The organism is Lacipirellula parvula (assembly GCF_009177095.1).
GTDB classification, from domain to species: domain Bacteria; phylum Planctomycetota; class Planctomycetia; order Pirellulales; family Lacipirellulaceae; genus Lacipirellula; species Lacipirellula parvula.
The window spans coordinates 1,212,827-1,238,036 of sequence record NZ_AP021861.1; the positions used below are offsets into that span (position 1 = coordinate 1,212,827).

18 protein-coding genes are annotated in these 25,210 nt (G+C 63.8%); 5 read left to right on the plus strand and 13 right to left on the minus strand.

Features of this window, described 5'->3' with window-relative positions:
* Positions 1-174 precede the first annotated feature (174 nt).
* Together PLANPX_RS04435 and PLANPX_RS04440 are read right to left on the minus strand one after the other, a co-directional pair.
* Positions 175-1,137 (minus strand): C-terminal binding protein, encoded by a 963-nt coding sequence (locus PLANPX_RS04435; RefSeq protein WP_152097562.1) that lies wholly within the window; start codon positions 1,135-1,137, stop codon positions 175-177.
* A gap of 52 nt (positions 1,138-1,189) precedes the next feature.
* Positions 1,190-2,893: an AMP-dependent synthetase/ligase gene (locus PLANPX_RS04440; RefSeq protein ID WP_152097563.1), complete on the minus strand. Its 1,704-nt coding sequence runs from the start codon at positions 2,891-2,893 to the stop codon at positions 1,190-1,192.
* Positions 2,894-3,120: 227 nt separating this feature from the next.
* Here PLANPX_RS04440 and PLANPX_RS04445 point away from each other — a divergent pair, with 227 nt between their 5' ends.
* Together PLANPX_RS04445 and PLANPX_RS04450 are read left to right on the plus strand one after the other, a co-directional pair.
* Positions 3,121-4,518 carry a serine/threonine protein kinase gene (locus tag PLANPX_RS04445; RefSeq protein ID WP_152097564.1) on the plus strand — a complete coding sequence of 466 codons (1,398 nt, stop codon included), beginning with the start codon at positions 3,121-3,123 and terminating at the stop codon, positions 4,516-4,518.
* A 113-nt stretch (positions 4,519-4,631) separates the two neighbouring features.
* A complete protein-coding gene (locus PLANPX_RS04450) occupies positions 4,632-5,474 on the plus strand; it encodes a PP2C family protein-serine/threonine phosphatase (RefSeq protein ID WP_152097565.1) in 843 nt (280 codons plus the stop codon).
* A gap of 1 nt (position 5,475) precedes the next feature.
* Here the strand turns inward: PLANPX_RS04450 and PLANPX_RS27140 are convergent, their stop codons facing one another.
* The 7 genes from PLANPX_RS27140 to PLANPX_RS04480 form a co-directional block, all read right to left on the minus strand.
* Entirely contained in the window at positions 5,476-5,628 is a 153-nt protein-coding gene (locus PLANPX_RS27140) for a hypothetical protein (protein WP_172991866.1), read from the minus strand.
* A gap of 73 nt (positions 5,629-5,701) precedes the next feature.
* The gene (locus PLANPX_RS04455; protein ID WP_172991867.1) at positions 5,702-6,193 is read right to left on the minus strand and encodes a nuclear transport factor 2 family protein; all 492 of its coding nucleotides are present in this window, start codon (positions 6,191-6,193) and stop codon (positions 5,702-5,704) included.
* Between the two features lie 166 nt (positions 6,194-6,359).
* Positions 6,360-7,013, minus strand: coding sequence for a hypothetical protein (locus tag PLANPX_RS04460; protein ID WP_152097567.1), 654 nt, complete (start codon positions 7,011-7,013; stop codon positions 6,360-6,362).
* Entirely contained in the window at positions 7,010-7,735 is a 726-nt protein-coding gene (locus PLANPX_RS04465; RefSeq protein ID WP_152097568.1) for a DUF4190 domain-containing protein, read from the minus strand. Before PLANPX_RS04465 ends, PLANPX_RS04460 begins: the two co-directional genes overlap by 4 nt.
* A 25-nt stretch (positions 7,736-7,760) precedes the next feature.
* Positions 7,761-9,455: a hypothetical protein gene (locus PLANPX_RS04470; RefSeq protein WP_152097569.1), complete on the minus strand. Its 1,695-nt coding sequence runs from the start codon at positions 9,453-9,455 to the stop codon at positions 7,761-7,763.
* Between the two features lie 197 nt (positions 9,456-9,652).
* Positions 9,653-11,266 (minus strand): ABC transporter permease, encoded by a 1,614-nt coding sequence (locus tag PLANPX_RS04475; protein ID WP_152097570.1) that lies wholly within the window; start codon positions 11,264-11,266, stop codon positions 9,653-9,655.
* The gene (locus PLANPX_RS04480) at positions 11,263-11,991 is read right to left on the minus strand and encodes an ABC transporter ATP-binding protein (protein ID WP_232536300.1); all 729 of its coding nucleotides are present in this window, start codon (positions 11,989-11,991) and stop codon (positions 11,263-11,265) included. Before PLANPX_RS04480 ends, PLANPX_RS04475 begins: the two co-directional genes overlap by 4 nt.
* A gap of 714 nt (positions 11,992-12,705) precedes the next feature.
* On the opposite strand from PLANPX_RS04480, the gene PLANPX_RS04485 reads away from it, so the two are divergent.
* Complete coding sequence (locus PLANPX_RS04485) at positions 12,706-14,142, plus strand: bifunctional folylpolyglutamate synthase/dihydrofolate synthase (RefSeq protein ID WP_152097571.1); 1,437 nt, start codon at positions 12,706-12,708, stop codon at positions 14,140-14,142.
* Positions 14,143-14,261: 119 nt separating this feature from the next.
* Here the strand turns inward: PLANPX_RS04485 and PLANPX_RS04490 are convergent, their stop codons facing one another.
* From PLANPX_RS04490 to PLANPX_RS04505, 4 genes are all read right to left on the minus strand, one after another.
* Positions 14,262-14,612, minus strand: coding sequence for a hypothetical protein (locus PLANPX_RS04490; RefSeq protein ID WP_152097572.1), 351 nt, complete (start codon positions 14,610-14,612; stop codon positions 14,262-14,264).
* Positions 14,613-15,124: 512 nt separating this feature from the next.
* On the minus strand, positions 15,125-16,456 hold the full coding sequence (locus PLANPX_RS04495) for a S41 family peptidase (RefSeq protein WP_152097573.1): 1,332 nt from the start codon (positions 16,454-16,456) through the stop codon (positions 15,125-15,127).
* A 237-nt stretch (positions 16,457-16,693) separates the two neighbouring features.
* Entirely contained in the window at positions 16,694-19,720 is a 3,027-nt protein-coding gene (locus tag PLANPX_RS04500; protein WP_152097574.1) for an MMPL family transporter, read from the minus strand.
* A gap of 342 nt (positions 19,721-20,062) precedes the next feature.
* Positions 20,063-21,349 (minus strand): BBP7 family outer membrane beta-barrel protein, encoded by a 1,287-nt coding sequence (locus tag PLANPX_RS04505; RefSeq protein ID WP_152097575.1) that lies wholly within the window; start codon positions 21,347-21,349, stop codon positions 20,063-20,065.
* Positions 21,350-21,660: 311 nt separating this feature from the next.
* On the opposite strand from PLANPX_RS04505, the gene PLANPX_RS04510 reads away from it, so the two are divergent.
* Both PLANPX_RS04510 and PLANPX_RS04515 read left to right on the plus strand, forming a co-directional pair.
* Positions 21,661-22,710: a transaldolase family protein gene (locus PLANPX_RS04510; protein WP_152097576.1), complete on the plus strand. Its 1,050-nt coding sequence runs from the start codon at positions 21,661-21,663 to the stop codon at positions 22,708-22,710.
* A gap of 295 nt (positions 22,711-23,005) precedes the next feature.
* Positions 23,006-25,132, plus strand: a complete 2,127-nt coding sequence (locus PLANPX_RS04515; RefSeq protein ID WP_152097577.1) for a hypothetical protein — start codon at positions 23,006-23,008, stop codon at positions 25,130-25,132.
* The last annotated feature ends 78 nt before the right edge of the window (positions 25,133-25,210 follow it).

The window sequence follows — 25,210 nt, forward strand, 5'->3', positions numbered from 1 at the left end:
CACAGAAATTTTGCGAGTAGCCGCTATGTGACTGCGCAGTGGCTAAGTCCACAGAGTTTTTTCGACAGGATTACAGGATGGTCTCGGATCGACTGGATAAATACCCTTTGCAATTCATCCTGTAAATCCGCCCGCAATCCTGTGATCCTGTCCAGTCTTCAACCGACGCAGCAGTCAAGAGTCGATCGCCGCTGGATTGACGATGTTCTCCGGTCGCTCGCCACGGAGAAACGCGGCGACCTGCTGGCCGACGCGGGTCCGCAGTTCGTCGGTCGCCTGGCTCGAGTAAAACGCCACGTGCGGCGTGACGATCACGCGAGGATCGTTGTAAGGCGCCTGCGAAAGATCGGGCGGCTCCGGCGTTTGCACGTCGAGCGCCGCCCCGGCAATGACGCCTGCCTGCAGCGCCTCGGCCAGCGCCGCGTGATCGACCAACCCGCCGCGAGCCGTGTTGATGAGATATGCGGTCGGCTTCATCATCCGCAACGTTTCGCGATTGATGAGATGCTTCGTCTCAGGCGTCAACGGGGCTTGCACGGAAACGTAGTCGCTCTGGGCGAGCAGATCGTGGAGGCGAACCCAATCGACGCCGTCGTGCGTCGTCCCAGAACGGTTCGTGCCGATCACCCGCATCCCAACGCCATGCGCGCGGCGGGCGAGAATCTTGCCGATCTGCCCGAGCCCGATAATGCCGAGCGTCTTGCCGCTGATTCGCTCAGCCGGCAGCCCCGCGACGAGATCGTACTGGCCGTTCTTCGTCGCCAGGTGATAGCCGGCGATGCCGCGACCGAGCGCGAAGATGAGGCCGATCGTATGCTCGGCGACCTCGTTGACGCAGTAGTCGGGGACGTTGGTGACGAGGATCTTACGCTTCGTCGCATGCTCGACGTTGATGTTGTCGAGCCCGATTCCCGTCCGCGCGATGTGGCGGCAACGGTCGGCGGCGTCGATCACCCGCGCGGTCACCGGCGCCCAGCAGGTGAGAATGACGTCCATCCCCGAAGCCAGCCGGGCCTGCGTCTCTTCCTTGTTGTCGGGGGCGACGATCAACTCGCAATCAACTTCGGCGAGCAGCCGACGTTCGATCTCGACGTCGGCCCAGGGGTAGTCGGTGTAGAGTGCGCGGTATTTAGCCATGGCAGCAGGCAGGGTTCGAGTTTCAGGGTTCAGCAAAAGCGCCAGCATCAAATCAAGTCGCGAGCCGGGGCGTCCTCGCCCCCGGTCCCCCACGATACAACGCCTCTATCTCACCAGAAAAGACGCGCTCAATCACCCCCCGGCACAAACTAAGCTTCGGCGTCATCTCCCCCGCCTCAATCGAAAACCCGCGGCCGAGCAGAGTAAACGGCCCCACCTGCTCGAAGCTTGCCGCGGCCGCCAAACAACGGTCGATTTCCTCGCGGTACAGGGCGAGCACCTTGGGATGCGTCAGCGCTCGCCGCCGCGACCAAACCCACAGCCGGCGGCGGCGAATTTCTTGCCGGAGCTTATCAGGGTTTGGCACGATCAGCGCCGCGAGGCACTTGCGACCGTCGCCGACGACGCAGCATTGTTCGATCCAGGGCGAACCAACCAACAGCTGCTCGATCCGCGTCGGCGCCACTTTGTTGCCCGTGGCGAGGACGATCATCTCCCGCTTGCGGCCGACAATTCGCAGGTTGCCCGTCTCGCTCCAAACGGCCAGATCGCCCGTCTGCAGCCAACCGTCCTGAATTGCCGCGGCTGTCGCCGTCTCGTCGCGCCAGTAGCCGGCCATCACGTTTGGCCCGCGAACTTGCAATTCGCCGTCGTCGGCGAGGCGGACTTCCAGGTTTGGCAGCGGCCGGCCCACCGTCCCCGCGGCGTAAGAGTCAAAGGTCGTCGCGGTGACGACGGGACTCGCCTCGGTGAGGCCGTAGCCGCTCAGAATCGGCAGTTCTTGCGATTCGAAACAGGCTTCGACTTCGGGCGCCAAGCCGGCCCCGCCGCAGTAGCACCGTTTTACCGCGCCGCCGAGAGCGTTGCGGAGTGCTCCGGCCGTATCGGCGGCGGGCGTTTCCGCCAAGCCGTCGGCGACCTTCTGATAGAAGTAGGGGACCGCATTGATGACGGTCGGCCGCGCGAGTTGGCAATCGCGGAGGATCGTGTCGCGCGACTCCGCGAGCACGAGCCGCGTGCCGCGGTAGATCCAACTGTAGAGGTCGCAGGTCCGCGCGTAGATGTGCGACAGCGGCAACAGGCAGAGGCGGATTTCGTCGGCGATCGCGGCGACCGCGTCGGTGACGCCGACGGCGTTGGCGACGAGGTTGCGTTGGGTGAGCATCACCCCGCGCGGGGGGCCGGTGGTGCCGCTGGTGTAGAGGATGGTGGCGAGGGTGTTGGGGAAGAGGGAGTTTCTCTCTTCCACGACGAGAAGACTACCGCCCTGCGCTCGGTTGCCACTGGCGACCGTGCTCGGTTGCTCCCGTCCCTTCAAGAGAGGGGAACAAAGGCAGTCGTCGTGAACGATGGCTTCGACTTGGCTTGGTAGGGTGCCCCGAAGTTTGTTGTCTGTCGCTAGCGAATCGACAACCAGCAGCTTCGCCCCTGAGTGCCCCACCTGCTCCGCCACCTGGGCCGCCGCCAACGCCGCATGGAGAGGCACATGCACCGCCCCCAGCGATTGGATTGCCAGGTCGACCAGAATCCAGTCGGCGCTGTTCGGCCCAAGCTGCGCAACCCGGTCGCCCGCCGCCACGCCGCAGGCCTCCAGGCGGGCCCGCCAGCGGTCGACGCCGGCGGCCAAGTCGTTCCAGGAGAGCCACGTCAGTTGACCATCCCGGATCGTTCCCAGCGCCTCCTTCGACCCCTGCTGAGCCACCGTGGCGGCCAGCAGGGCCGGGATCGTCAGGCTGTCGAGTTCCGCCGGGGTCATGGGCCCTATTGTCGCTACAACAGGGCCTTGGCGTCGAGGAGGAAAACCAGTCGGTGGCAGTCGGTCGTTGTCTTGGCGCGGGTCGCTTCGGATACTGGAAATAGCAGTCCCGGCGTGGCGTAAGGTTGAGCGGAGCGAACTCGCTGTAAGCTCCTCTCGCGAACGTTGCCGGCCGCTGCTACCTTGCACGGCACACCACTGAATTTGCCGCCTTCGATTCGCATCACATGACGCCTGACAGCCAACCTGGACCGCCGCCCACAAACCGTAGTCGCCCCAGCGCGGCGGCGGCGCCCGGCACGTCGGTGAAGCGTCGGCATCACAAGCTGTTGCGAGCCAAGCAAAAGCTCGGCAAGTACATCATCGAACGCAAGCTCGGCGAAGGGGGCTTCGCCCTCGTCTATCAGGCGAAGGACGAGATCGAAGGCATCCGCGTCGCGCTGAAGATTCCGCACGCTCACCTGCTCACCGGTTCGGCGCTCGAAGACTTCCGCCGTGAAGTTCGCATGGTCGCTCAGCTTGAGCATCCGAACATTCTACCGCTGAAGACGGCGCAGTTCATCAACGAGTATTTCGTCATCGTCAGCGCGCTGGGAATCGAGACGCTCGACGATCGCATCAGCCGGCGGCTGTCGATCGATACGGCTCTTGAGTTCGCGCGGCAGATGCTCGCCTCGGTGGCCTACGCCCACAGCCAGCAGATCATTCACTGCGATATCAAGCCCGACAATTTCATTCTGTTCGAAGACAACCGCCTGCGGCTCACCGACTTCGGCGTCGCGAAGGTTGCGCAGCGAACGCTGCGGGCCTCGGGCGCCGGGACGCTCGGCTACATGGCGCCGGAACAGGCGATGGGACGCCCTTCGTTCCGCAGCGATGTCTTCGCGATGGGCCTGGTGCTCTACCGGATGTTCGCCGGCCGGCTGCCCGAATATCCGTTCGAATGGCCGCCGGCAGGTTATCGCGAACTGCAGCGCAAAGTGCATCCGGCCCTGATCGAGCTGATGCGTAAGGCGATGGAACTCGCCCCGCAAAAACGCTTCGCCGACGGCGAGGCGATGCTCACGGCGTTTAGCCGGATCAAATCGCCCAAGGGAGGCCGCACGGCGGCGAAGCGCGGCACGAAGAGCTCGCGCCGCAGCGCCGACTGGAAGACGATCCAGCGGCGACAGTTCCAGCAAGAGTTCGGCAAAGTGCTCGACGCCAAGCACAACTGCCAAGCGTGCAATGGCCCCGTTTCCGAACCGATGCAATGCTGCCCCTGGTGCGGCAAGAACCGGTTGGCTCACGAAGGGACGACCGACTTCCCGCAGCAATGCCCACGCTGCAACCGCGGCATGAAGCTCGATTGGGAGTATTGCCCCTGGTGCTACGGCTCCGGCTTTGAGCCCTCCTCAACCCGCAAGTACACCGACAAACGCTACACAGGCCGCTGCCAGAACGCCAAATGCACCCGCAAGGTGCTGATGCCGTTCATGCGGTACTGCTGCTGGTGCCACCGGAAAGTTCGGAAGAAGTGGAAGATCCCGGAATCGAATCGGACGTGCGGCAGCTGCGGTTGGGGCGTCGTCCCCGGCTACTGGAGCCACTGTCCTTGGTGTTGCAAGCGACTGGGAGGACAATAGTCGCGGTTGTGACGACCGGCGTCGCGGGACTTCAGACTTCCGCGAGACTTGACCGATTGGGCAGAGTATAGGCTGTGCGCCAACGATGCGGCGCGTTCACGCAAGCGACCACGATGGACTGTCAGCAACTCACCACCCCTGAATCGCGGGTCTACCTGAACGTCGACATGCTCGAACCGGAAGTGTTCGAGCTGGCGGGCGGGTCGGTGGCGGTGTTGTCGGCGCGCAAACCCGAGAAGGCGACCGCTAACGAAGACGCGGCCGCGGTAGTGGCGACGGGCGAAGGCTCGGCCGTGCTGATCGTCGCCGACGGCTGCGGCGGGATGGCCAACGGCGAACAGGCGGCTCGCATTGCAATCGACTGCCTCACGAATCACATCGCCACGGCGGCTGCGGCGGGCGAATCGCTGCGGACCGCGATCCTTGACGGCGTCGAAGATGCGAACCGCCAGATCATCGAACTGAAGAATGGCGCCGGTGCCACGCTCGCCGTCGTGCAGCTCGAAAACGGCGAAGCGCGGCCCTACCACATTGGCGACGCCCAGATCGTGATGGTCGGCGGCCGCGGCAAGGTGAAGCTGCTCACCACCTCCCACTCGCCGGTCGGCTACGCGATGGAAGCGGGGATGCTTGGCGAGCAGGAAGCACTCGACCACGAAGAGCGGCATCTCGTTTCGAACTACCTCGGCTCCGAGGCGATGCACGTTGAAGTCGGCAGCGTGCGGACGATGTCGACGCACGACGGCCTGCTCGTGGCGAGCGACGGCGTCCTCGACAACCTCAAGATGGACGAGATCACCGGCTTTCTGAAGAACGGCTCGGCCGCCACCGCCGCGAGCAAGATCGCCGGCGTGGCGATGCAGCGGATGCAGGCGTCGCTTGAGGGGCAGCCGCACAAGCCGGATGATCTGACGCTAATTGTCTTCAGCCAGCGCGGGAAGCGGCGGGCGAAGTAGATCAGGACGGCGGGCTGCGGCGGAACCAGACGCCCCATGGCCAGCGCCAGACTCGCAAGCCGTAATCGCGCACCGTGCCGATCAGCCCGATGATCGCGACGATCGCGAAGATGGCGACGTAAGCAATTTCGCTGCCGTGTGGTGGGATATTCAACTGCGGTTTTTAGGGTGAGTAGTAGGCGGCGCTCTTCGACCCCCGGCTTGAAGAACCGGGGGCTAAGAGGGGCCTATTTTGATGCTTCGTCGGCGGGCGGCTTCACGACGTAGAAGACGAGGTTCGCGATCCGCCATTCGCCTTCGGACTTCATCAGCGTGAAGTGGTCGTAGCCGTATTCGATGCGTTCGCCGTCGACGAGTTTCCAGTAAACCAGGGCGTGGGCAAGATCGGCGTCGAAGCGAATTTCGGTTCGCTCGGCCGTCTCGGTCATCTTGTTCGGATTCGAGCGGTGGGCTTCTTGCTGCGTTTTGAGGAACGGCGCCAGCGGCAGCGTGACGAGCCGGCCGCTCGGTTCGATCATGTGGATCGCCGACTGCGGCATGAAGCATTTGCCGTAGGAGAGCAGGTCGGCTTTGGACCAGCTGGTGAAGTAGGTGTTGAGGAGTACTTGGACTTCTTTTTCACGCGGATCGGCGGGCTGCTTGGTTGGTTCGGCAGCAGAGGCCGTGGACGTGAGCGCGGCGAGCAGCGCGAAGATGCAAAGGATGGCGTGGCGCTGCATAGGAAGCCTTTCTTTGAATTCTTCTGGTCCCCTCCCCTTGAGGGGGAGGGTTAGGGAGGGGTGACGGTAGCTGGTACCAGGGTTCATCCCCCCTCCCCAGCCCTCCCCTCCTGGGGGAGGGAGCCGGACAAATTTTTGGTAGAGCAACCGCTTCAAGTGTGGCGCCCTACTCCACCTCGTGCCCCACCATTTGATAAATCGCCAACGGCCGGCCGTCGGGCCCGCCGGCGAGTTCTTCCAGCCGAATCTCGCCTTCGACGGCGACGGGGCGGATTGTGTACTCAGCCGTCTTGCCGGGGGCCATCGTCACCAGCACGCAATCGAACAGCGCGGCGCCGGGACCGAAGCAGCATTCCATGTTGTCGCGAACGAGCACGATGCGGTTGAGGCCCGTTTTCCGCAGCGTTGGGAAGATATAGCCGCGGATGCGGATCTTCTTCCCCATCAAGGCGTTCACCTTGGGGGTGAGCATGTTGCGATCGAAGAGCTCGGTCTTCGTCATGTCGAACTTCAGGTCGTCAAACGTTGCTTCGATGTAGCCCGAGGAATCAGGATCGGGCAGTTTGACTGGGGCGGCTGACGCTGTGGCGGCGACGGGCGTCGTTGCGGGCGGGGCGACTGCCGAAGCAGGCTGAACTTCGCGATCATCGCGAGTCGCCGATGCGACGGCGGCTGTGGCGGGCTCCGTCGGAGCGGGCGCTTCCTGTTGCGGCTGACTTAGGCCTGGAGACGACGCGCTCGACGACGGCGCACTATCGCAACCGGCGATTCCGATCAGCAGGGCGCTCCATGCCATCCATTGCAGCGAGCGAATCATCATTTGGCATAGTCGGCTTCGAGGACGAATGCGGGGCCTTTTGGCCGATCGTGGGCGTGCTCTGGAGCGACGCGTAGCGTGCCCCCCATGCGGAACAGCCCGGGGGAGTAATCGACGCGATCTTTCCCCTCCATCCGCACCAGCATCTGGTCGAAGTATTTCACAGAGTCGATCTCCCCGAAACAGCAGTTGTTGCTATCACGCACGAGGAGAAACTGGCTAATGTTCTTGCGGTAGCCGTTGTTCGTCGAGTCGGGGCGAATGTAGCCCTTGATGAAGACCTTCTTGCCGTCGAGGGCGGCGATCTCCGGCGGAATGTTGTGGTTGCCGCGGAGGTCGATTTCGTCGGGCTTCAGTTCCAAGAAGCTGGTCCGCTCGTAGCCGGCGGGAACTTCGGTCGAGTAAACGTAGCCGGCAAACGCGAGGCCGCCGATCAAGCAGACGAGCGACAGCGCGACGCCCCCCTTCGCGAAGCCGCCGCCGGTGAACTGGCCGGGGTTCGCCCGCATGGCCGACAGCGCGCGGAACCCGAGCACCAGCCCAATGATCGGGAACGGCGTCAGCAGCAGCGAATCTTGAAAATCGTTGCGGCCGGCGAAAAAGATTACCGTCGACAACAGTCCGAAGACGAGCGACGCAATCGCGCCGGTGCTCATCGGTCGGTATTCGAACTCTTCGCCGCCGGCGGTGGTGCGATTCGGTGACAAGGCTTGTGCGGTAGACATGGTTTCGAGAATGACTGTTAAAACTCTACTGACGTTCCTCGGACGAGCGAGGGTCGGCGCCGCGAAGCAGCACGGCGAACACGGCCAGCAGCACAACCGCTGCTAACAATGGTACGCCGACCAGCTTCAATTTGCTCGGCGTCGGGAGGTCGGCCGTTGCGACCGGCGTTACCGGCACAGCCGGTTTTTGGACGGTGACCTTTGCCGCGGTCGGCGTTGCAGTGCTTGGCGTGGCGGAGGTCGTTTCTTTGACGGCAGGCACGCGGGCGTCCTGCGGCAATGGGGCCGCTGCAGCCGGAGTCGCCGCCGCCTTAGCATCGGCGGCTGGTTTCTCAGCACTGGCTGCGGTCGTGGCGTCCGCGGAAGTTGCTGCGGCCGGAGTCGCCCCCGGCGTTGTCGCATCAGCGGCCGCGGCTTTCGCCAGGAAGCTGAAGGCCGACAAACTGCGGGCTCGCTCGACCGTATCGGGATCGAGGGCCTCCAGCTCCGCAATCGCCGCCCTGCCCCGCTCGCCCGGTTCGCCTGGCTGCTCGGCGGCCACCAACACGTACGACGCCACCGGCTGGCGAATCCAATCGTCGGCGGGCGAATCTTTGAACATCTTCACCAACCGGGGCATGACGTCCCAATCTTCCCAACGGGTGAGATCGGGGATCACCTGGTCGGCGAACTCTTTGTGGTCGAGGGCGAGCCGCATCGACGCCAGCAACTGCTCGCGCGGAATGATGTCGGTCTCTTCGCCGTGGAACCGCAGCGCCATGATCGCCGAGTGGAGATGCTTGTACTCGACCGTCGGGTTGCCGAGGAACTTTTCGTTGACGAGTTCCAAACCGTCGGCGCCCTTGAGCTTGATGTAACAGGCGATCAGCGCGTCGAGGCTTTCCTTCTTGCGGCGTTCGTCGGCGTGGAGCGATTCGTCGATCAATCCCGTGCCGATGGGAACGCCGACGGCGCCAGTGATGCCAATCGCCGCGATGATGCCCGGCTTGGTCACCTGATAATCGTAGTTGAGGAATTCCTCCAGCAGCTTCACATCGTCGGGCTGGCCGCAGATGCCGAGCATCGTGAGATAGAGCCGGCGTCCCGACGGACCGACCGTTGGATCTTGAATCCACTTCAGCAGTCGGTCGCGATGCATCCGCGGGCCGAGGGCCAACACGTCGGCGTACGGCGAACGAGCGAACTCGTCGTACGAGTCTTGCGCGAGGAGCGGATCTTCGTCCTCGAGAAATTCCTGGAAGAACGCGATTCGTTCGAGGCCGCTCTCGGGAAGCGTTGGCAGCTTCTCGACGTACTCGACCGCTCGGTCGGACAGGGGCACGGGGGTGGTCCACTCGATCTTGTCGGGAGTGATCGCGGCGATGCCGGTGATGAGGAACTTCTTGCCGGGGGCGTCTTCGCCGAAGTAAACGACGTCGAGTTCTTTGACGTCGCCGATTTTCTCGGCGCCGCGGAGGATCTTCACGATGCGGAATTTCGCCGTGGCGGTCGTCGGATCAACGGCGCCGGCAGCGAGGTCGGTCGCGGCTGGCATCGGTTGGACGAGTTCGGCGATCACTGCCCCGTCGGCGCCGGCGATCTCCTGGCCGAGCGTCGCCATCGCGGCGCTGCAGAAGGGGCATGCGGCGGCGCGGTTAAGCGGCGCGGCCATATCGGTCAGCACCATCGCCGCGACGAGCCAGCCGATGACAGCAACCTGGAATTTTAAGCGGATCGTCATTGCTTCCCTCCCTCTTCGTGAGCCAGCCGAGGCCGAACCCAACATTCTATCCCGCCAGAGCTCGAGCCGACCATTGGGGTCGGCCTGCTCGTCTGTATCGACCCGGCTAGAGCCAGTGCTCGATGCTCATTAGCCGCTGGACGCCTCGCTCGCTGACCGTGCTGCCAGGACCGCAAAAGCAGGGCAATTGGCGGGGTTTAGCGAGCTCCCCCCAGCGTTTTGGCCACGTCGGTACGGTAAGCCGACAGGGCCGGCAGGAAGCCGACCAAAGCGGCGAATGTCACCAAGCCGGGAACTAGCAGCATCTCTTGCCACGAGAAACTCCATGCCCGCACCGTGACGCCGGTGTAGTACTCGACCACGGGGCTCGCCAGTGCCAGCACGCCATGCCCCAGCAGCAAGCCGGCGATGCCGCCGAGGATCGACAGCAAAATCGACTCGACCAGGATGACGGCCATCACCGCGTTGCGACTGGCGCCAAGCGCCCGCATCACGGCGATGTCGTGGCTCCGTTCGCTCATCGAGTTGTAAATGCTCACCAGGATGCTGATGCCCGCGACGATGACGATCATCACCGTGAGGACGAGCAAGATCAGCCGCATCGGGGCGAGGAAGCTGGATTGCAAACGCTCGACGACGGTAACAGGCGCCACGGCCTGAGCGGTGCGGTCGTCGCCCTTGTTGACGCCCATGTCGATCGCCATCGGGGCCATCATTTGGTCGGCCTTACACCGCACGAGAATCGACGTCACCTCGCGTTGTGCGAGTGGCAAGGGAGCAGGTTGGCCGGCGGGGCCTTTCGTTACCGCAGCTGGTTCTGCGGGAGCAGCGGATGGCGGCGTTTCATCGTCGTCCAAAAGTTGGAAAACGCTTGGATCGACTAGTAGCGAATGATCGGTGGCGGCATTGGTCGGCGGAAGCACGCCGAGGATTTCATATTCGTTCTGCTTGGCGCCCGAACGATTGAGCGCGTCGGTTGGACCGAACTTGTCGCCAAGTTCAAGGCCAGTAGCATCCGCCACGGCGGAGCCGAGGATCGCGCCGAGGACTTTATTTTCTTCGCCGGTGACGTTTGCTCGGAAGCGATGCGACTTGTCGCCGAGCATCACAGTGATCACGTCGGCTTTCGCCTGCCGAGCATGCCCGTCGAGCAGCAGGAAGCCTTCCACGTTGACGAACATCGCCCGGTCGTTGGCCGTGCCGGTCGGGGCGAGAATCCCGACGACCTTGAACTCATCGTGCTTATCTCCCTCGGCACTCATGCCGTGCGTGGGGCGGAAGCGGTCGCCGACCTTTAGCCCAGTCCGGTTCGCGGCCACTGAGCCGATCACGCCTTCGAAGTATTGATCGGCCTTGAAGTTTCTGCCGGAGGAGAACTCATAGAACTTCTCATTCCCTTGTTCGTCGGCCCCGTACGACAGCTTATCGAACATATCAGGCGTCGTCCCGACGACGCGAAATAGCTGCCCATCGGCCGTGGGATAACTATCGCCTAGGCAGATGGGTACAGCGACGTCGGTGTACTGTGCGAACTCGCCGTCGACAAACTTGTTGTAGTACTTCCACGGAATCGGGTAGAGCGGCTTGCCGACGTGGAAGACTGTCGTCAGCACGATCTCGTACGGGCTCCCCTTCCCCGCCACGATGAAGTTGTAGCCTTGTGCATCGTTCGACAGCTGAGCAACGACCACTTCGTGGATCACGAGCACCAGCACCATCAGTGCGACGCCGAGGGCCATCGACAGCCCCGTGAGCGACGACGCGAGCGCCCGCTCCTGCATGTTTCGCCAAGCGATCTTGAAGTAACTCATGCCACCCTCGCCGCGCGATTGACCAGTTCCAGTTGTTCGACGCGGCTGAATTGCTGCGACACTTCGGGCGAATGCGTGACGAGCAGCATCGCAATGTTTTCTCGCTCGCAGGCTGAGCGGAGCAGATCGATCACATGCTGCTGATGGGCCGGATCGACGTTGGCCGTCGGTTCGTCGGCGAGCAGCAGCACGGGGCGATTGGCCAAGGCGCGGGCGACGGCGACGCGTTGTTGTTCGCCGACCGACAGGGCTCGTGGTTTGTGGATGAGCCGATGGGCGAGCCCCACGTCGGCTAGCAGTTGGGCGGCGCGGACGGCGTCGGGCTTGCCGCCGGTGAACGTCATCCCCAGCATCACGTTTTCGAGGGCCGTGAATGCTGGCAGCAGGTTGAACGTTTGGAAAACAAAGCCGATGTAGGTCGCCCGATAGCGGTCGCGGACCGCCTCGGGGAGGGCCGTCACGTCGCGGCCGTTCACCATGATTTGGCCGCTGTCGACGGTGGTGAGCCCGGCGATGCAATTCAGCAGGGTCGTTTTCCCGCAGCCGCTGCGGCCGCGGAGGACGACCTGCTCGCCGGCGGCGATTTCAAACCGCTCGACGTCGAGAATCGGCAGCGGCTTGCCGTCCGGCTCGACGTAGGCTTTGCGGACGTTTTCAAGAACCAGCATGAGGGCGCCAACGGCGGGAAGGACTGTAGTGGTAAGGAGTTGCGGCGGGGCTGCCATGATAGCCGCTCGGCTGGCGAGGCCATAGGCGAACCCCTCGGCGGCAGGCCGTAACTCCTCTCCTACGGCCGTACAAGCGACATGGTTTCCGGAGCGAGAGAAGTTCTTTCAATCGCTGTGGCCAGAGTTACAAGCCCAAGCGGCCTGCTGTCGTTGTGTCGCCTGATGCGATTTTAGGCGACACTAGCCCTAACCCCCGATTTGGTAAGCGTTTGGGTTGTCGCTTGTCGCGTGATTTCGGGGCGACAGACGACACGAACGGCGTTTGGCGCCCCATTCGCAATAATAGTCTTTCGACTGACGCGGATCACCAATCTCCCACCCGCGACGGTTACTCCAAAAACGAACGAAGGGTAGATTCCCGCTCCACCCAATAGTTCCTTAGCGTCTCCCCCCTCCGGAAGGGTCGACGAGGTTTCCCGCACCTCGTCGACCCTTCTACCTTTTTCTGGGGTGATTGTCAGCCGGCGATTTTCGGCCACCAAGACTTTTCAACACGGAGGACACAGAGAGCACAGAGAAAGCCTGGGGATTCCCTGGCTAGTCTTCTCTGTGGTCTCTGTGGTCTCTGTGGTCTCTGTGGTCTCTGTGCTCTCTGTGCTCTCTGTGTTGAGATGTATTTCTTTGCTCGCTCGCAACTTGTCGCTTGCAGTCGCTTGCGTCTATCGTGGAGGTAGCCACGCCTGCTCTCCCCGACCTCGAAGAATTCCGCCGATGCCCCACGCGGCCCCCTCCGATCGCCACGCCGCCGCTCTCGACTTTTTGCTCGGCCGGATCAACTACGAACGCGTCGCGGTGCTGCCGTACGGCGACCGGCATCTCAAGCTCGACCGGATGCGGACGCTGCTCAACCGGCTTGGCAATCCCGACGCGGGGCTGCCGATCGTGCATGTGGCCGGCACGAAGGGGAAAGGCTCGACGTCGGCGATCATCGCTTCGATTCTGCAAGCAGCCGGGTACGACGTTGGCGTCTACAGTTCGCCCCACTTGGAGCGACTTGAAGAGCGGTTCGCGATCAACGGCATCCCCTGCTCTGCCGAAGAACTCGTGTTGCTCGTCGATCGCCTGCGGCCAATCGTGCAGCAGATGGACGACGCCGCGACCGCGGCGAACGATCCGACGCTTTCGCCGACGTTTTTCGAACTCACGACGGCGCTCGCACTGATGTACTTCGCCGATCGCCGCGTCGACGCGGTCGTGCTGGAGGTGGGACTCGGCGGACGGCTTGATTCGACGAACGTTTGCCAGCCGGCGGTGACGGTGATCACCAGCATCAGCCTCGATCATACGAAGCAGCTGGGTGACACCACCGCGAAGATTGCCGCGGAAAAGGGCGGAATTATCAAGCATGGCGTCCCCGTTGTCCTCGGCCAACTCGATGACTCGGCCCGTGACGTGATTCTGGAGATTGCCCGTCATCATGGCGCGCGGGTGATCGACGCGCGGCGCGATTTCTCGCACGCCTATCGCGCTCCACACGAGGTCGACGCCCAGGCCGAGGCGGGAGAAGTCGACTTCACGGCAACCCTCGGCGACGAGCGGTTTGAACTCGCCGGCGCCAAATTGCGCATGCTCGGCGAACATCAGGCGGCCAACGCCGCGGTGGCGATTGCGACGGCGCTGGAACTTCGCCGGCAAGGCTGGCGCATCTCGACCGATGCGATGCGCGCCGGACTGGCCGAGGCGTCGCTGCCGGGACGGATTGAAGTGATCGGCCGCCGGCCGACGGTGGTGCTCGACGTGGCGCACAACGTCGCCTCGGTGGCGGCGCTCGTGGAGTCGCTGCGCGAGAGCTTTGCGGCGCGGGAGCGGGTGCTCGTGTTCGCGGCGTCGAAGGACAAAGACGCACCGGGTATGGTGCGGATCTTAGCGCCTTACTTTCAGCGGATCATCGCGACGGAATATCAGGAGAATCCGCGGGCGATTCCGGTGGAACAAATTGCTCAGTGGTTGCGGGAAGAGAAGGAACGTTTGGGGCTGCCGGCCGACGACCAGCATGTGAAGGCGTGTCGCTTGCCGATTGATGCGTGGCGGCAGGCGCTCGAGTGGACGAAACCCGACCAGTTGCTCTGCATCACCGGCTCGTTTTTTATCGCTGCCGAGTTACGGGGACTGGCAACGGCTGCGGCTGAAGCTGCCGCGACTGCTTGAGCGAGCGGTGGATCGTGTGCGCCAGGTAGGCGGCGAGGAAGGTGAGCATCGGGCGAATCCTTTCGCGACAGAGTGAGATTGTGAGTAAGTGGTTGGGGCGGTGATCGGTTGACGGTTAACTACTCGGCGGCCGGTTCGTCTTCGAACGACCAACGGGGCGTTTCGCTCCATTGCCATTCTTCTTCGCCGAACGGGGCGGGCGGGTCGAGGTCGGCGACGGCCGACTGGGCGAGCCACGCGACGGCGCCGCGATCGTCGAACATGTCCACCGCTTCGCCGCGTTCAGCGGCTTCGGCCCGTTCCATGCGAACTTCGCTCTGGAGACGGCGAACCAATCCGGCGATGTACGGGTCGGCCCAAGGTACAAGCGTGCTCGGCTTCCGAATGTAACGGCTCGAATCGATTTGCGGTTCTTCCGCGACGCGGACGATCGTGCAAACAACTCGGCGTGATTTGTTAGAGGCGACCATGACGATTTCCTTTTCGTTTTTTCGCGGCGGCATCCATCGCGGCCGCGTTGATGAGATTGCTATTGACTGAGAGAGACCGGATAAGATTCGAACGGCATCCCATAATGCACTCAGCGTGCCAATGGCTTCGAGAGAGATGCTCGCAGCGCCGGCAGTGGGGCCAAGTGGCGTTGTTTCAAAGACTTGCGATGCGGCGAGTGATGCGGCGTTCGCTGTCGTCGCGATCTGTTTGGAAACGCTTGGAAGAAGTTTCTTCAACGGCGGTTGCAAGTGGCCGGAAGAGACGCGGATTGCGTAAGATTTGGCGACCTGCGAGCGGGCGTCGCGCTGCGAAGCGGCGTTGTTGCACCATTCAGAAAATAGCAAAGAATCGGGCGATTTTCGCTAAAGTTCTCGCCTGCTGTGCGCTGCGCTTCTAGCCCCGGGCTCCGCCCGGGGGTGGCGTTACGCGCGGCGATGTCGACCGGAGTGGAGAGCGACCACCGGGCGGAGCCCGGGGCTAGGGGGACGGCTTAGTCCTTCTTCTGCTTGCTCAGAAACTCCACCGCTCGCTGCAGAGCAGCGTCGCGGTAGTCGGCGGGGATCTTGCCGTCTTGCTCGGTTAGTTCATCGAGCAGCACGCCGTCAGCGCTATTACCGACCAGATCGCGGCGACCGCGGTAGTTGCTCCAGAGGTCATACTCCTCCGGCGTCATCGCGATCACAAACCCTTGGTCTGGGGTGATGCCCCACTCGGCCGCGTCCTCATCCCCTTCCATGCGGTGGATGTTCTTCCCGCTCGGACGCCAGTAGGTCGCCGAGGTGAGTTTCAGCAAGCTACGCCCTGATTCGATCGGCAGCAGCCGCTGCACGGTTCCCTTGCCGTAGGAACGTTCGCCGATGATCTTCGCGCGGTCGTAGTCCTGCAGGCAGGCGGCGACGATTTCGCTCGCGCTGGCGCTGTTGCGATCGACCAGCACGACGAGCGGCACGTTGGCATAGCCGCCGGTGCCGGTGGAGAGGTAGCGATCGCGAATGCGGCCGTCGCGGTCGCGGGTCGAAACGATGGTGCGTCCCGCGCGGAGAAAGAGATCGCTGATTTCGACCGCTGCGTCGAGCGAGCCGCCGGCGTCGTCGCGGACGTCGACGATCAGGCCGGCGAGGTCGTCGTCGCGCGTCAGATCGGCGAGAATCGTTGCCAGTTCCTCGGCCGTTTTATCGCCGAACTTGCGGATCCGCACATAGCCGATGCGCGGGTTCTTGCTGATGAGGTAGTTCCACTGACCGTCGGGACCGCGAACGTCGCCGATCACCGACTCAACCATGATGACGGCGCGATTGACGGTGACGTCGTGCGGCTCGGCGTCGCCGGGGCGGCGGACCGCCAGCGTCACCGGTTCGTCGACGGGGCCGCGCACCATTTGCGTAATTTGTTCGAGCTGCATGCCGTCGGTCGAGTGGCCGTCGACGGCTTCGATCCGATCGCCGAGGCGGATGTCGGCTTCGGCCGCCGGGGTGCCGGGCTGCGGCAGGCCGATGACGGTCGGCACGGGTGGCTTGCCGAGCATTCGCAAGACGATGCCGACGCCGCCGAACTCTTGGTCGAACTCTTCGGTGAACGCCGCCTGCTGTTGGGCGTCGACGAACTCCGAGTGCTGGTCGCCGTGGCGATGGAGCACCGAGATCATGCCGTGCATGGCGCCGTTGAAGAGCTCTTGGTCAGGCGCTTCTTCGAGGGCCCATTCGTCGATCACTGAAAACCCGGCGGCGATGTAGCGGGCGTAGGGGTTCTGCTCGGCGCGGACGTAGCAGGCGTACGAAATGAAGAGCATCGCCAGCAGCAGCATGAGGTTGCGGTAGGACATGGGCTGCGGCGGTGCTCAGGCTGAGTGAGATGCGTGAAGGGAATGGATTGTCGAGATCGTCGACGGCTGCGGGCCGCCGTGGATAGCGACGCTTCCGCTGGTTTGTCCACCGGCGGAGCCGGTGGCTTTTATGGGCGGACGCGGGGCGACCGTTGCCTCAGTGTAGCAATCGGGAGGGCCGCTTTCGCGGGAGGGGGCGGAAAGGCACGCCTAGCGGGCGTCGTCGCGGCGACCGGCTCACTCGCCGCCGGCGTGGCGCAGTCGCTGCAGCTTCGCCTGCAGAGTGGCATGAGGGCCGTCGGCGGCCGCGGTTTCGTTGCCAGCGGGGGCGCCGCTACGGCCGCGGTGGGCCGGGGCGGGAACGCCGGCGGCTGCGACGTCGGTGCGGCCGGGACGGATTTCGCCGTCGCCCTCGCCCGGCAGGACGATGCGGACCGGCGTCATCTCGACGGCGGCGTCTTCCGGAGCCGCGTCGGCGCCCATCATTCCGGTCAACGGGCTCGCCATGATCGCAGGCATCACGACGAGGGCCGCGAACAGCGACGCCATTTCCAGGCCCAACGCGGCGATGCCGAGTTCGTGGAGCGACGTCACGGGGCTGAGCGCCAACACGGTGAGGCCGATGCCGACGGCGAGGGCGCCGTCGACCGTGGCCGGAGCGCACCGGGCGAAGGCCATGCGAGCGGCTTCCTGGCGGAAGAGGCCCGCTTCGATCCCGCGGCGATACCAAGCAACGTAGTGAACGGCGCTGTCGAATGCTGTGCCGAGGCCGAGTCCTGCCACGAGGACGATGCCGAGATCGAACTTCACGCCGGCCCAGCCCATGACGCCGAGCGTCAGCGCGAGCGGCAGCGTTACGGCCGCGACCGTCGCGAGTCCCACCACCGGGTGCCACACGACGCACATCATCGCGGCGATCAGGCCAGGGATGATCCAATACGACGCGTTGTCGAGCGTGGCGACGAGTTCTTCGGTGATCGTGGCGGCGATGATTGGTGCGCCGGTCATTTCGAATAGGATTGGACCGGGGCCGCCCGATTGCACGGCGAGCTGCGTCGCCGATTCTTCGACGGCGGGAAGTTTCGATACGTCGACGACGTTGACGCCTGCCTGGGCGAGTTGCTCGGTCGCGGCGGCGATGCGGCCGGCGGCGGCGAGGTCGGCCGGTTGCGCGGCCAGCACGACGGCATGGGCGTACTTCAGCGTTTCGCTGGCACGGCCGATGGCGTCAGCGTTGATTTCGTCTCCGCGCTCCAGTTGAGCGAGGTTGAAGTATTTGACGGCGCCACCCTGCACGCCGCTGCGGGCCATCAGCGAACCGAACAGCGCTTCGGCCGAGTTCGCGGCGGGGGCGGCGGAGTCGGCGCTGCCGCGATAGAGGACGCAGACATTGGCCCGTTGGAGTTGGCCGCCGCGCTCGTGAAGCTCGCGGAGGAGCCAATCGCGTTGTTCGTAGCTGAGTACGACTGGCGCAACGGCGCTGCGAAGCCGGGCGCGCGAGGAGAGGTAATCGAGTTCCACGCCCGGCGTGGCGGCCATCAGCCGGCCGCTGATCCGCCAGAGTTGCATGCCGGTTCGCACGTCGCTGCCGGCTCGCTGCTCCGCTTGAAGGAGTTCGAGATCGTCGCAATCTTGGCGAACTGTATTGGCGATTTCTTCGTCTTCGATTTGGCCGCCGGCGGCCGGTTGCAACGTTGCGGCCGAGAGCGTGCCGCTGATTTCCGGGAGCGTGCGGATGCGTTGTTCGACTTCGTCGACGAGCCAGAGTTGCTCGGCGAGCGTCATGCGATACTGCTGCCCGTCGGCTTCGGCCGACTCGTCGGGGCGGCGATTCCGCAGGCCAGGGATCTTCAACACGACTTCCATGGGCACGGCATGGCCAATGCGGGCGCCGAACCAATCGTAGTCGCTGGCCAGCGTCGAGCGATCGGCCAGGGCGACCGGCAATTGCGTCGACGGAGCGAGGCCGCGAACGCCAGCCAAGGCGAGCATGAACACCAACAGACCGAAGCCGGCCATCATGCCGCGGCCCGAAATGGCCGCTTCGAAGATTGAGGCAAGTCGCGGCGACAGCGAGCCGTCGCGGCGCGGGCCGGCAATCGCTTGGATTTGCCGCTCGTCGGTCGGAAAGCGGTGGAGCCAGACGGGGATGATCGAGAGCAAGGCGCCGACGCTGGCGAGGGCGCCCATGCCGGCGAACAATCCGAAGCGACGGAGCGGCAGCAGCTCGCTGTAGCAGAACGCACCCATCACGGCGGCGAACAACAGCGCGACGATCGCCCAAGCAGGCCAACCGTCGGCGACCGCGCGTTCGGCGGCGCCGTCGACGCCGTGCGCGAGGCGGGCGTCGCGGTAGTAGTAGATCAGTCGCAGGCCAGCAAGGAGCGTCAATGCATATGTCAGCAGCGGCGTGGCGAGGACGAGGGAATCGGCGACGCCGAGCAGCGGCAGCGAACGGCCGAGGCTGAGGACTTCCAACACTCCGGAATAGTAGACAATGGCGAGCGTCGCGGCGCCGCCGGCGATCGCGGGGATCGTGACGAGTGCAGCGAGTTGAAAGCTGCGCAGCCGCCAGAGGCAGATCGTCGAGCCAAGCAGCACGGCGAGTCCGCCCCAGCGGAGCATCGCCCAAGTGCTTTCCTGGCCAACGCGAAGCGAGTCGATCGCGGGGCCGGCGATCCGCAGGCTGGCGGGTTCGACGCCGCTTTCGGCCGCGGCGCGGCGAATTTGTTCGAGCACGGCGGCGACTTGGGCGTCGTCACCAGCGGCGATTGGCGTCAGGTAGGCGGCGAGGCAAGTGAGGCGCGAGGCTTGTCCCAGCGAGGCGCCGCGTTCGTCGCGCTGCGTCGGACCGACGAACGTTCCTTCCAAACGGGCGACGGCGCCTTCTTCGGCCCAACCGTACGGAGCCGAGGTGAGTCGTTCAATCCATTGCGGTCCGGTTTCGATCCGCACGACGCCATTGGCGCCCTGCAACTTGCGCGCGAGCGTGGCGAGCTTCCCCGGCTTGCCGAGGGTGCAATCGTCCCAACTCACGAGGACGAATTGTTGGGCTTCGAACTGATCGCGGAATTCGCGATCGAGCTTGGCGACGCCGTGCGACGCGGCGAGCCACGTGTGGGCTTGGTTCGAGGTGCGCTGCGCGGCAAGCCAGGCGCCTAGGGGCGCCATCGCCAGCATGAAGATGGTCGCCATCGCGACTAGCAAATAATTCGGCGGCCCTAGCGTCGTGCGAGCCAGAAATGAAGGTTGCTTGGTCGGCATGGAAAGCCAGTCGCGAGAGTCAAATCGAGGCGCTCCCTTCCTCGTGAAGGAAGCCGGGATGCGTCGCGTCTGGCCGCTGGCGTTCGCTCGCGAACTAACTGCCCTGCGCGCTCGCAATGCAAGCAACCACGGTAGCGTGAACGGGCCGCAGAGTCTACGCCGACTGGGGCGTCGCCGCGGGCTGGGGGCGTCAAATTGCCGCTAATTTGCCGAGAGTGCCCGGGCGTCACGAACGGTCGAAGCGAAGCCCGTCGCTGAGGGCGCAAACAAAAAACGAGCCGCGGAAGTTGTTCCGCGGCTCGCGAAGACGCTAGCACGTTGGTCGGCGTGGCAATCGGTTGCTTACCAGTACGATTCGATGCCGAGCGAGCCGCCCATGTAGACGCTGTCGCCGCCCGAGGCGATTGCCGAGTAGCCGCCTGGGATGAAGTTGACTTGGAACGGCGCCAGCGCGATCGATTCGACGTACAAGATGTCGAGGCCAGCCCGCAGCGAGATGTTCGGCCGCAGATGCCACTTGGTCAAGATGCCCGCTTCACCGACGAACGACAGGTTGTCTTCCGTGCTGTCGGTTTCGCCGCTGTTGAGGATCGTCGTCTGGCCGACCTGGAAAGCCGAGTTCAGATGCATGCGATTCCAGTAGCCGCCGCCCTTCGCGGTGGCGGTGATGCTCCAGCGAGCCGTTTCGTACCCGAACGAGCCGCCGATTTGCGTGCCAAGCATGCGATTCTCGGTGTCGACGGTGTAAAAGCCGCTTTCGCTCAGCGTCGAGGTGAGCGGAATCTCATCGGCGTTCCAGTTGAGATCTTCGCTGATGTCGACGTACCGCAGGCCAGCCAGGTACGAATAAGTCTTCGTCGGATTGGCGGCCCGCACCCACGTTCCGTTCGGCTGCAGCTGCAACTGATCGCGTGACATGCGCGTCCGCACAGTGTAATTGAGTTCGCCGCTGTTCATCTCGCTGCTGTAGGCGTAGTTCATGCTCCGGGCGCCGTCGAACGATTCATTCACCCGGTCGATGAAGTTCGAAACTTGCAAGCCGGCCGTCGTGGCGGCGTTGAGGCTAACGCCCTGCTGCCAGTTGCCGCCGCCGAGCCAGCTGGCTTCGAGCAAGTGATCGCGGTTACGAGCGTCGCGGAACAGGAAGCGGCCGAGCTTGACGCGGCCGACGCCGTCCATGCCAGGCTTCTCGCCGCCAATGTTCAGGATGTTTTGGACGATGTACTGCCCGATCGGATTGGTAGTGACAATCCGCTCTTCGTTCGCCAGGACGAGGCCTTTGCGTTCCCAGCCGCGATTGAACGCGACATAATCGACTTCTGTGAACCAGAAGCCGCGTTGCAGCCAGGTGCCGGAGCTTTCGAAGTAGGGCGAGCACTGCTCGAGCAGTTGCATCGGCTCGCCGAGGATCGAACCATCGAAGGTTTGCGATTCCTCGCCGACGGCGATTGGTTCGAGTTCTTCGCCGACCGATTGGCCGGAATAGCTCGGCTCTTCCGTGAGATCGATGGCGGGCGGCAAATCACCGGCGTCGCCGGTCATTGGTCCAGACAAGACCTCTTGCGCGGTCGCTCCTCGGCTCGCGAGTGCGAGCGTCAGACCCAACAGAAGAGGATGGATGATTTTCACCGGACGGTCTCCTCGCCAAACGGTCCCCCAGCGACGCGCGATTCGCGCCGCCGTTTGCACAACTGTTTAATCGTCCGCCATCCCCCATCAGCACAGGAATAACCGCTAGAATCGCCAAAAACGTTTCGACCGGAACAATTGGCAGGGTCGCAGATAATGCACAGCCTCGGGCTGCTTTGCGCAGATTAACAATGTTGCTGGCGCCGCAAATCGCCGGCGCTTCCGCCGCGGCGCCGAGGCGTTTTTGGCTCGCCGTGGGAATTCGCTATGATGGCGGCGTCCCGCCACCCGGATCCTCAGGTCCCCCCGCTATGCCCTCTCCCATCGAATCGATCATCGCCGCCGGCACCAAGATTTGGCTCGACTCGGTCGACCCCGACCTCGTTCGCGCTAACCGCGCGCTCGGCGCCTCGGGGGCGACCTCGAACCCGATCATTATCAGCGACCTGGTGAAGACGGGGAAATTCGACGATCAACTCGCCAAGTTGCTGAAAGGCGGGCTGCAGGTATCCGACGCCGCGTGGACGCTGACGGACAAAGTCGTGGCTGCCGCGCAAGAAGTTTTCCGTCCGGTGTGGGACGAAACGAAAGGCGACGATGGGTATGTGAGCTTCGAACTCGACCCGCTGCTCGAAGACGCCGAGTGCACGCTGTCGACCGAAGAGCGGAGTGCGCGGTACATCGAGCTCGGCACGAAGTGGTCCCAGGATCGTCCCAATCGGATGATCAAAGTTCCCGCGACGCCCGCGGGGCTGGGGGCGCTCGAGGAACTCTGTGCACGCGGCATCTCGCTCAACGTGACGCTCGTCTTTTCGATGCGACAATACGAGGCGGCCCGCGACGCCGTGTGGCGCGGCGCCCAGCGGCGGAAGTCGCTCGACGCCTTTAAGAGCGTCTACAGCATCTTTATCTCGCGGCTTGACGTGTACACCGAGAAGTACGTGCCGAGTTTGTCGGAAGCTTCTCAAGGTCAAGTCGGCATCGTCAACGCGAAGCAGATCTGGCGAGCGAACCAAGAATTCTGGGCCGGCAAGGGGACGCCGCTGAAGCAGGAAATCGTCTTCGCGAGCACCGGCACGAAGCGAGCGAGCGATCCGCCGTGGAAATACGTCGAAGCGCTGGTGGGCAGCGACATTCAAACCAACCCGCCCGCGACGAACGACGCCGTCCAGTCAAGCGGCAAAATGTTCCGGCGTTCGATCGATGAACTGCCGCCGCCAGAAGTCCTAGGCGAGATTGCGGCGAAGGTCGACGCCGCCCATCTGGAGCAGACTCTCATGGAAGAAGGCCTGCGGAAGTTCGCTGATCCGCAGAAGGGGCTGCTCGCGCTCCTAGAGACCAAGCTGGCCTCGCTGGGCTGAACTGACTGAAAGGCAACCGCCAATAGCGCCAAGGGAATACGGGGATTATTGAAACCGCCGATGAACGCAGATAGACGCAGATAAATTTGGATTTGCGTTCATCTGCGTTTATCGGCGGTTTCTTCCCTTGCTTTGTCTCTCTCGTCGCGTCCCTGATGCCGTCGTGGTTCATGCTTCCGTATTTCCGCAGCGGGTCGTCCCCTTCCCGCCGGTTTGCTACCATAAACGGCCTGTCGGCTCGCGTTTGACGCTGGCCCGGCTCGTCTCTCACCACCACGCAGAAAGTTACGCCGTCATGGCCATCGATCCATATTCTCTCTGCCCGTGTGGCAGCGGAAAGAAGCTGAAGTTTTGCTGTTCGGACCTGGCGGCCGACATTGAAAAGATCACCAAGCTGGTCGCCGGCGAGCAACCGCACGCGGCGCTGAAGCACGTCGAGTCGTTGCTTGCGAAGCAGCCCAACCGCGCCTCGCTCCTCGACATTCGCGCGATGATCGAGCTGTCGCTCAATGATCTCGACGCGGCCGAGAAGACGCTGAAGCACTTTCTGGCCGTCGAACCGGAGAACCCGTCGGCTCACGCTCAATGGGCGCTGCTAGCGGCCTCGCGTAACGAAGTCGTCGACGCCGTCTCGCGGCTGCAGGACGCCCTGGAGTTGACGAACAACGATATGCCCCAGCGGGTGTTCGAAGCGATCGGCGGCGTCGGCCACGCGCTGCTGCTCGACGGCGACATGATTGCCGCCCGTGCGTACTTGTTGCTGTACGCCGGCGTCGCTCCGGAAGGCGACAACCGCGCGCTCGAGCTGTTGCTACGGCTCAATCTGCAAGGCGGGCTGCCGCTGTTGCTGCGCGACAATCTGATGCTGATGGAGTGCCCGTCGCAGTTCGCGACGGCGACCAAGAACATTTTTGAGGAAGGACTTCGCTTGGCCCGCCGCGGCCAATGGCGCAGGGCCGAGGCGCAGTTCGCCAACATCATCAATGAAGCGAATCCCGATCCAGCCGTCACTTACAACCTCGCGTTGATGCGCGGCTGGCTTGGCAACGAAGCTGGCTTCGCCGACGGGCTCCACCAGTTCGCGCGGCTGAGCGTGCCGCTCGACGAAGCGGTCGAAGCCGAAGCGCTGGCGCAACTCGTCGATCCCAATTTCGAAGAGCCGATCCTTGCGTCGGTGCGGATCACCTATCCGATTCTCAACGAAGACGTCGTTGCGGAACGCCTGGCTAGCGACAAGCGGATCGAGCGCTACGAACTCGATCCCGAATCGTTGGAAGAGGACGAAGTTACCCGGCCCCGCAGCACGCATATTTTGCTTGATCGCCCGATTCCGAAGACGGGCGTCGATCTGAAGCTCGACGAGGCGCCGAATGTCCTCGCGTTCATCAGCGTCTACGGCAAGCGGACCGATCGCGACGCCCGCGTCGAAGTGACTACCGATCGTGGCGATGGATTTGCGAACGTTGAGAAGCTGATCGGTGAAGTGCTCGGCGACGCCATCGGTCCGCACGGCGACGAGGAAGTCGTCGCCGAGAAGTCGGCCTCGGAAGAGGCGCTTAGCTGGCGATGGCGGTTGCCGAACGACACGCCGCAGGCCCTGCGGCGAAAGTTGCTGGCCGAACGTCGTCGTAAGGCGATCGTTGAGGATTGGGTTGCGGCTCCGCGCGCTGGGCTCGAGGGCCTGTCGCCGCGCGACGCCGCAAGCCGCGCCGATCTGAAGATTCAGTTACTCGCCAGCATCTTGATCGTCGAACAAGCGGCCGTCGATCCCGAGGAGCAGGCGATGTTCCAGGAGCTGCGCGACACGCTCGGCGTGCCGCGGGCCGAAGCGGTCGATCCGTCGACCGTCAACTGGGAGCGGATTCCGATCACCCGCCTGCCGCGGCTTGATCTCGCGAAGGTGCCGGAAGATCGCTTGATGCAGTTGTTCAACCGCGCGTCGATGTCGGGCGCGGCCGTCGCGTCGCTCGCGTTGGCGCATGAACTCGTGAGCCGCGAAACGCCGGGCGTCGACTTGGCGCCGGTCTACCGTCAGTTGATTCGCTCGGAACCCGATCCCGACAAGGCGCTGCAGTGGACTGCCAAGGCGAAGGAGTGGGCGGCGAAGGCGGGCAAGTCCGCGGGCGAGTGGGCGCTGCTCGAACTCGAAGTGCAGATCGAACGGGGCGATCCCATGGGCGTGCAGGAGACGCTCAACGATCTGCGGGCCAATCACCTCAACGAGCCGGGAATTGCCGAAGCGACCTACCGGCTGCTGTACACCGCCGGCTTGCTAACGCCGCGCGGGCTGCCGGCCGGCGCCGGCGGCGGAATGCCTGCGGCCCCCGCCGCTCCGGCCAACCGTTTGTGGACGCCCGACCAAGGCGCCCCGGCCGCGGCCCCCGCAGCGGGCGGCGGCAAGTCGGCTATTTGGACGCCGTAGAGGTTCCGTGCTAACCACAAAGTCACGAAGGCACGAAGACGTCACGAAGGAACTATCGCCGATCAGCAACTGGAGTGT

Coding starts and splice junctions, on each gene's coding strand:
- PLANPX_RS04440 (WP_152097563.1), bottom strand. CDS start 2,893: ATGACCCCGGCGGAACTCGACAGCCTGACGATCCCGGCCCTGCTGGCC.
- PLANPX_RS04460 (WP_152097567.1), bottom strand. CDS start 7,013: ATGATGATTCGCTCGCTGCAATGGATGGCATGGAGCGCCCTGCTGATC.
- PLANPX_RS04480 (WP_232536300.1), bottom strand. CDS start 11,991: ATGGCAGCCCCGCCGCAACTCCTTACCACTACAGTCCTTCCCGCCGTT.
- PLANPX_RS04435 (WP_152097562.1), bottom strand. CDS start 1,137: ATGGCTAAATACCGCGCACTCTACACCGACTACCCCTGGGCCGACGTC.
- PLANPX_RS04490 (WP_152097572.1), bottom strand. CDS start 14,612: ATGGTCGCCTCTAACAAATCACGCCGAGTTGTTTGCACGATCGTCCGC.
- PLANPX_RS04495 (WP_152097573.1), bottom strand. CDS start 16,456: ATGTCCTACCGCAACCTCATGCTGCTGCTGGCGATGCTCTTCATTTCG.
- PLANPX_RS04465 (WP_152097568.1), bottom strand. CDS start 7,735: ATGTCTACCGCACAAGCCTTGTCACCGAATCGCACCACCGCCGGCGGC.
- PLANPX_RS04515 (WP_152097577.1), top strand. CDS start 23,006: ATGGCCATCGATCCATATTCTCTCTGCCCGTGTGGCAGCGGAAAGAAG.
- PLANPX_RS04450 (WP_152097565.1), top strand. CDS start 4,632: ATGGACTGTCAGCAACTCACCACCCCTGAATCGCGGGTCTACCTGAAC.
- PLANPX_RS04485 (WP_152097571.1), top strand. CDS start 12,706: ATGCCCCACGCGGCCCCCTCCGATCGCCACGCCGCCGCTCTCGACTTT.
- PLANPX_RS04455 (WP_172991867.1), bottom strand. CDS start 6,193: ATGCAGCGCCACGCCATCCTTTGCATCTTCGCGCTGCTCGCCGCGCTC.
- PLANPX_RS04445 (WP_152097564.1), top strand. CDS start 3,121: ATGACGCCTGACAGCCAACCTGGACCGCCGCCCACAAACCGTAGTCGC.
- PLANPX_RS04470 (WP_152097569.1), bottom strand. CDS start 9,455: ATGACGATCCGCTTAAAATTCCAGGTTGCTGTCATCGGCTGGCTCGTC.
- PLANPX_RS04500 (WP_152097574.1), bottom strand. CDS start 19,720: ATGCCGACCAAGCAACCTTCATTTCTGGCTCGCACGACGCTAGGGCCG.
- PLANPX_RS04510 (WP_152097576.1), top strand. CDS start 21,661: ATGCCCTCTCCCATCGAATCGATCATCGCCGCCGGCACCAAGATTTGG.
- PLANPX_RS04475 (WP_152097570.1), bottom strand. CDS start 11,266: ATGAGTTACTTCAAGATCGCTTGGCGAAACATGCAGGAGCGGGCGCTC.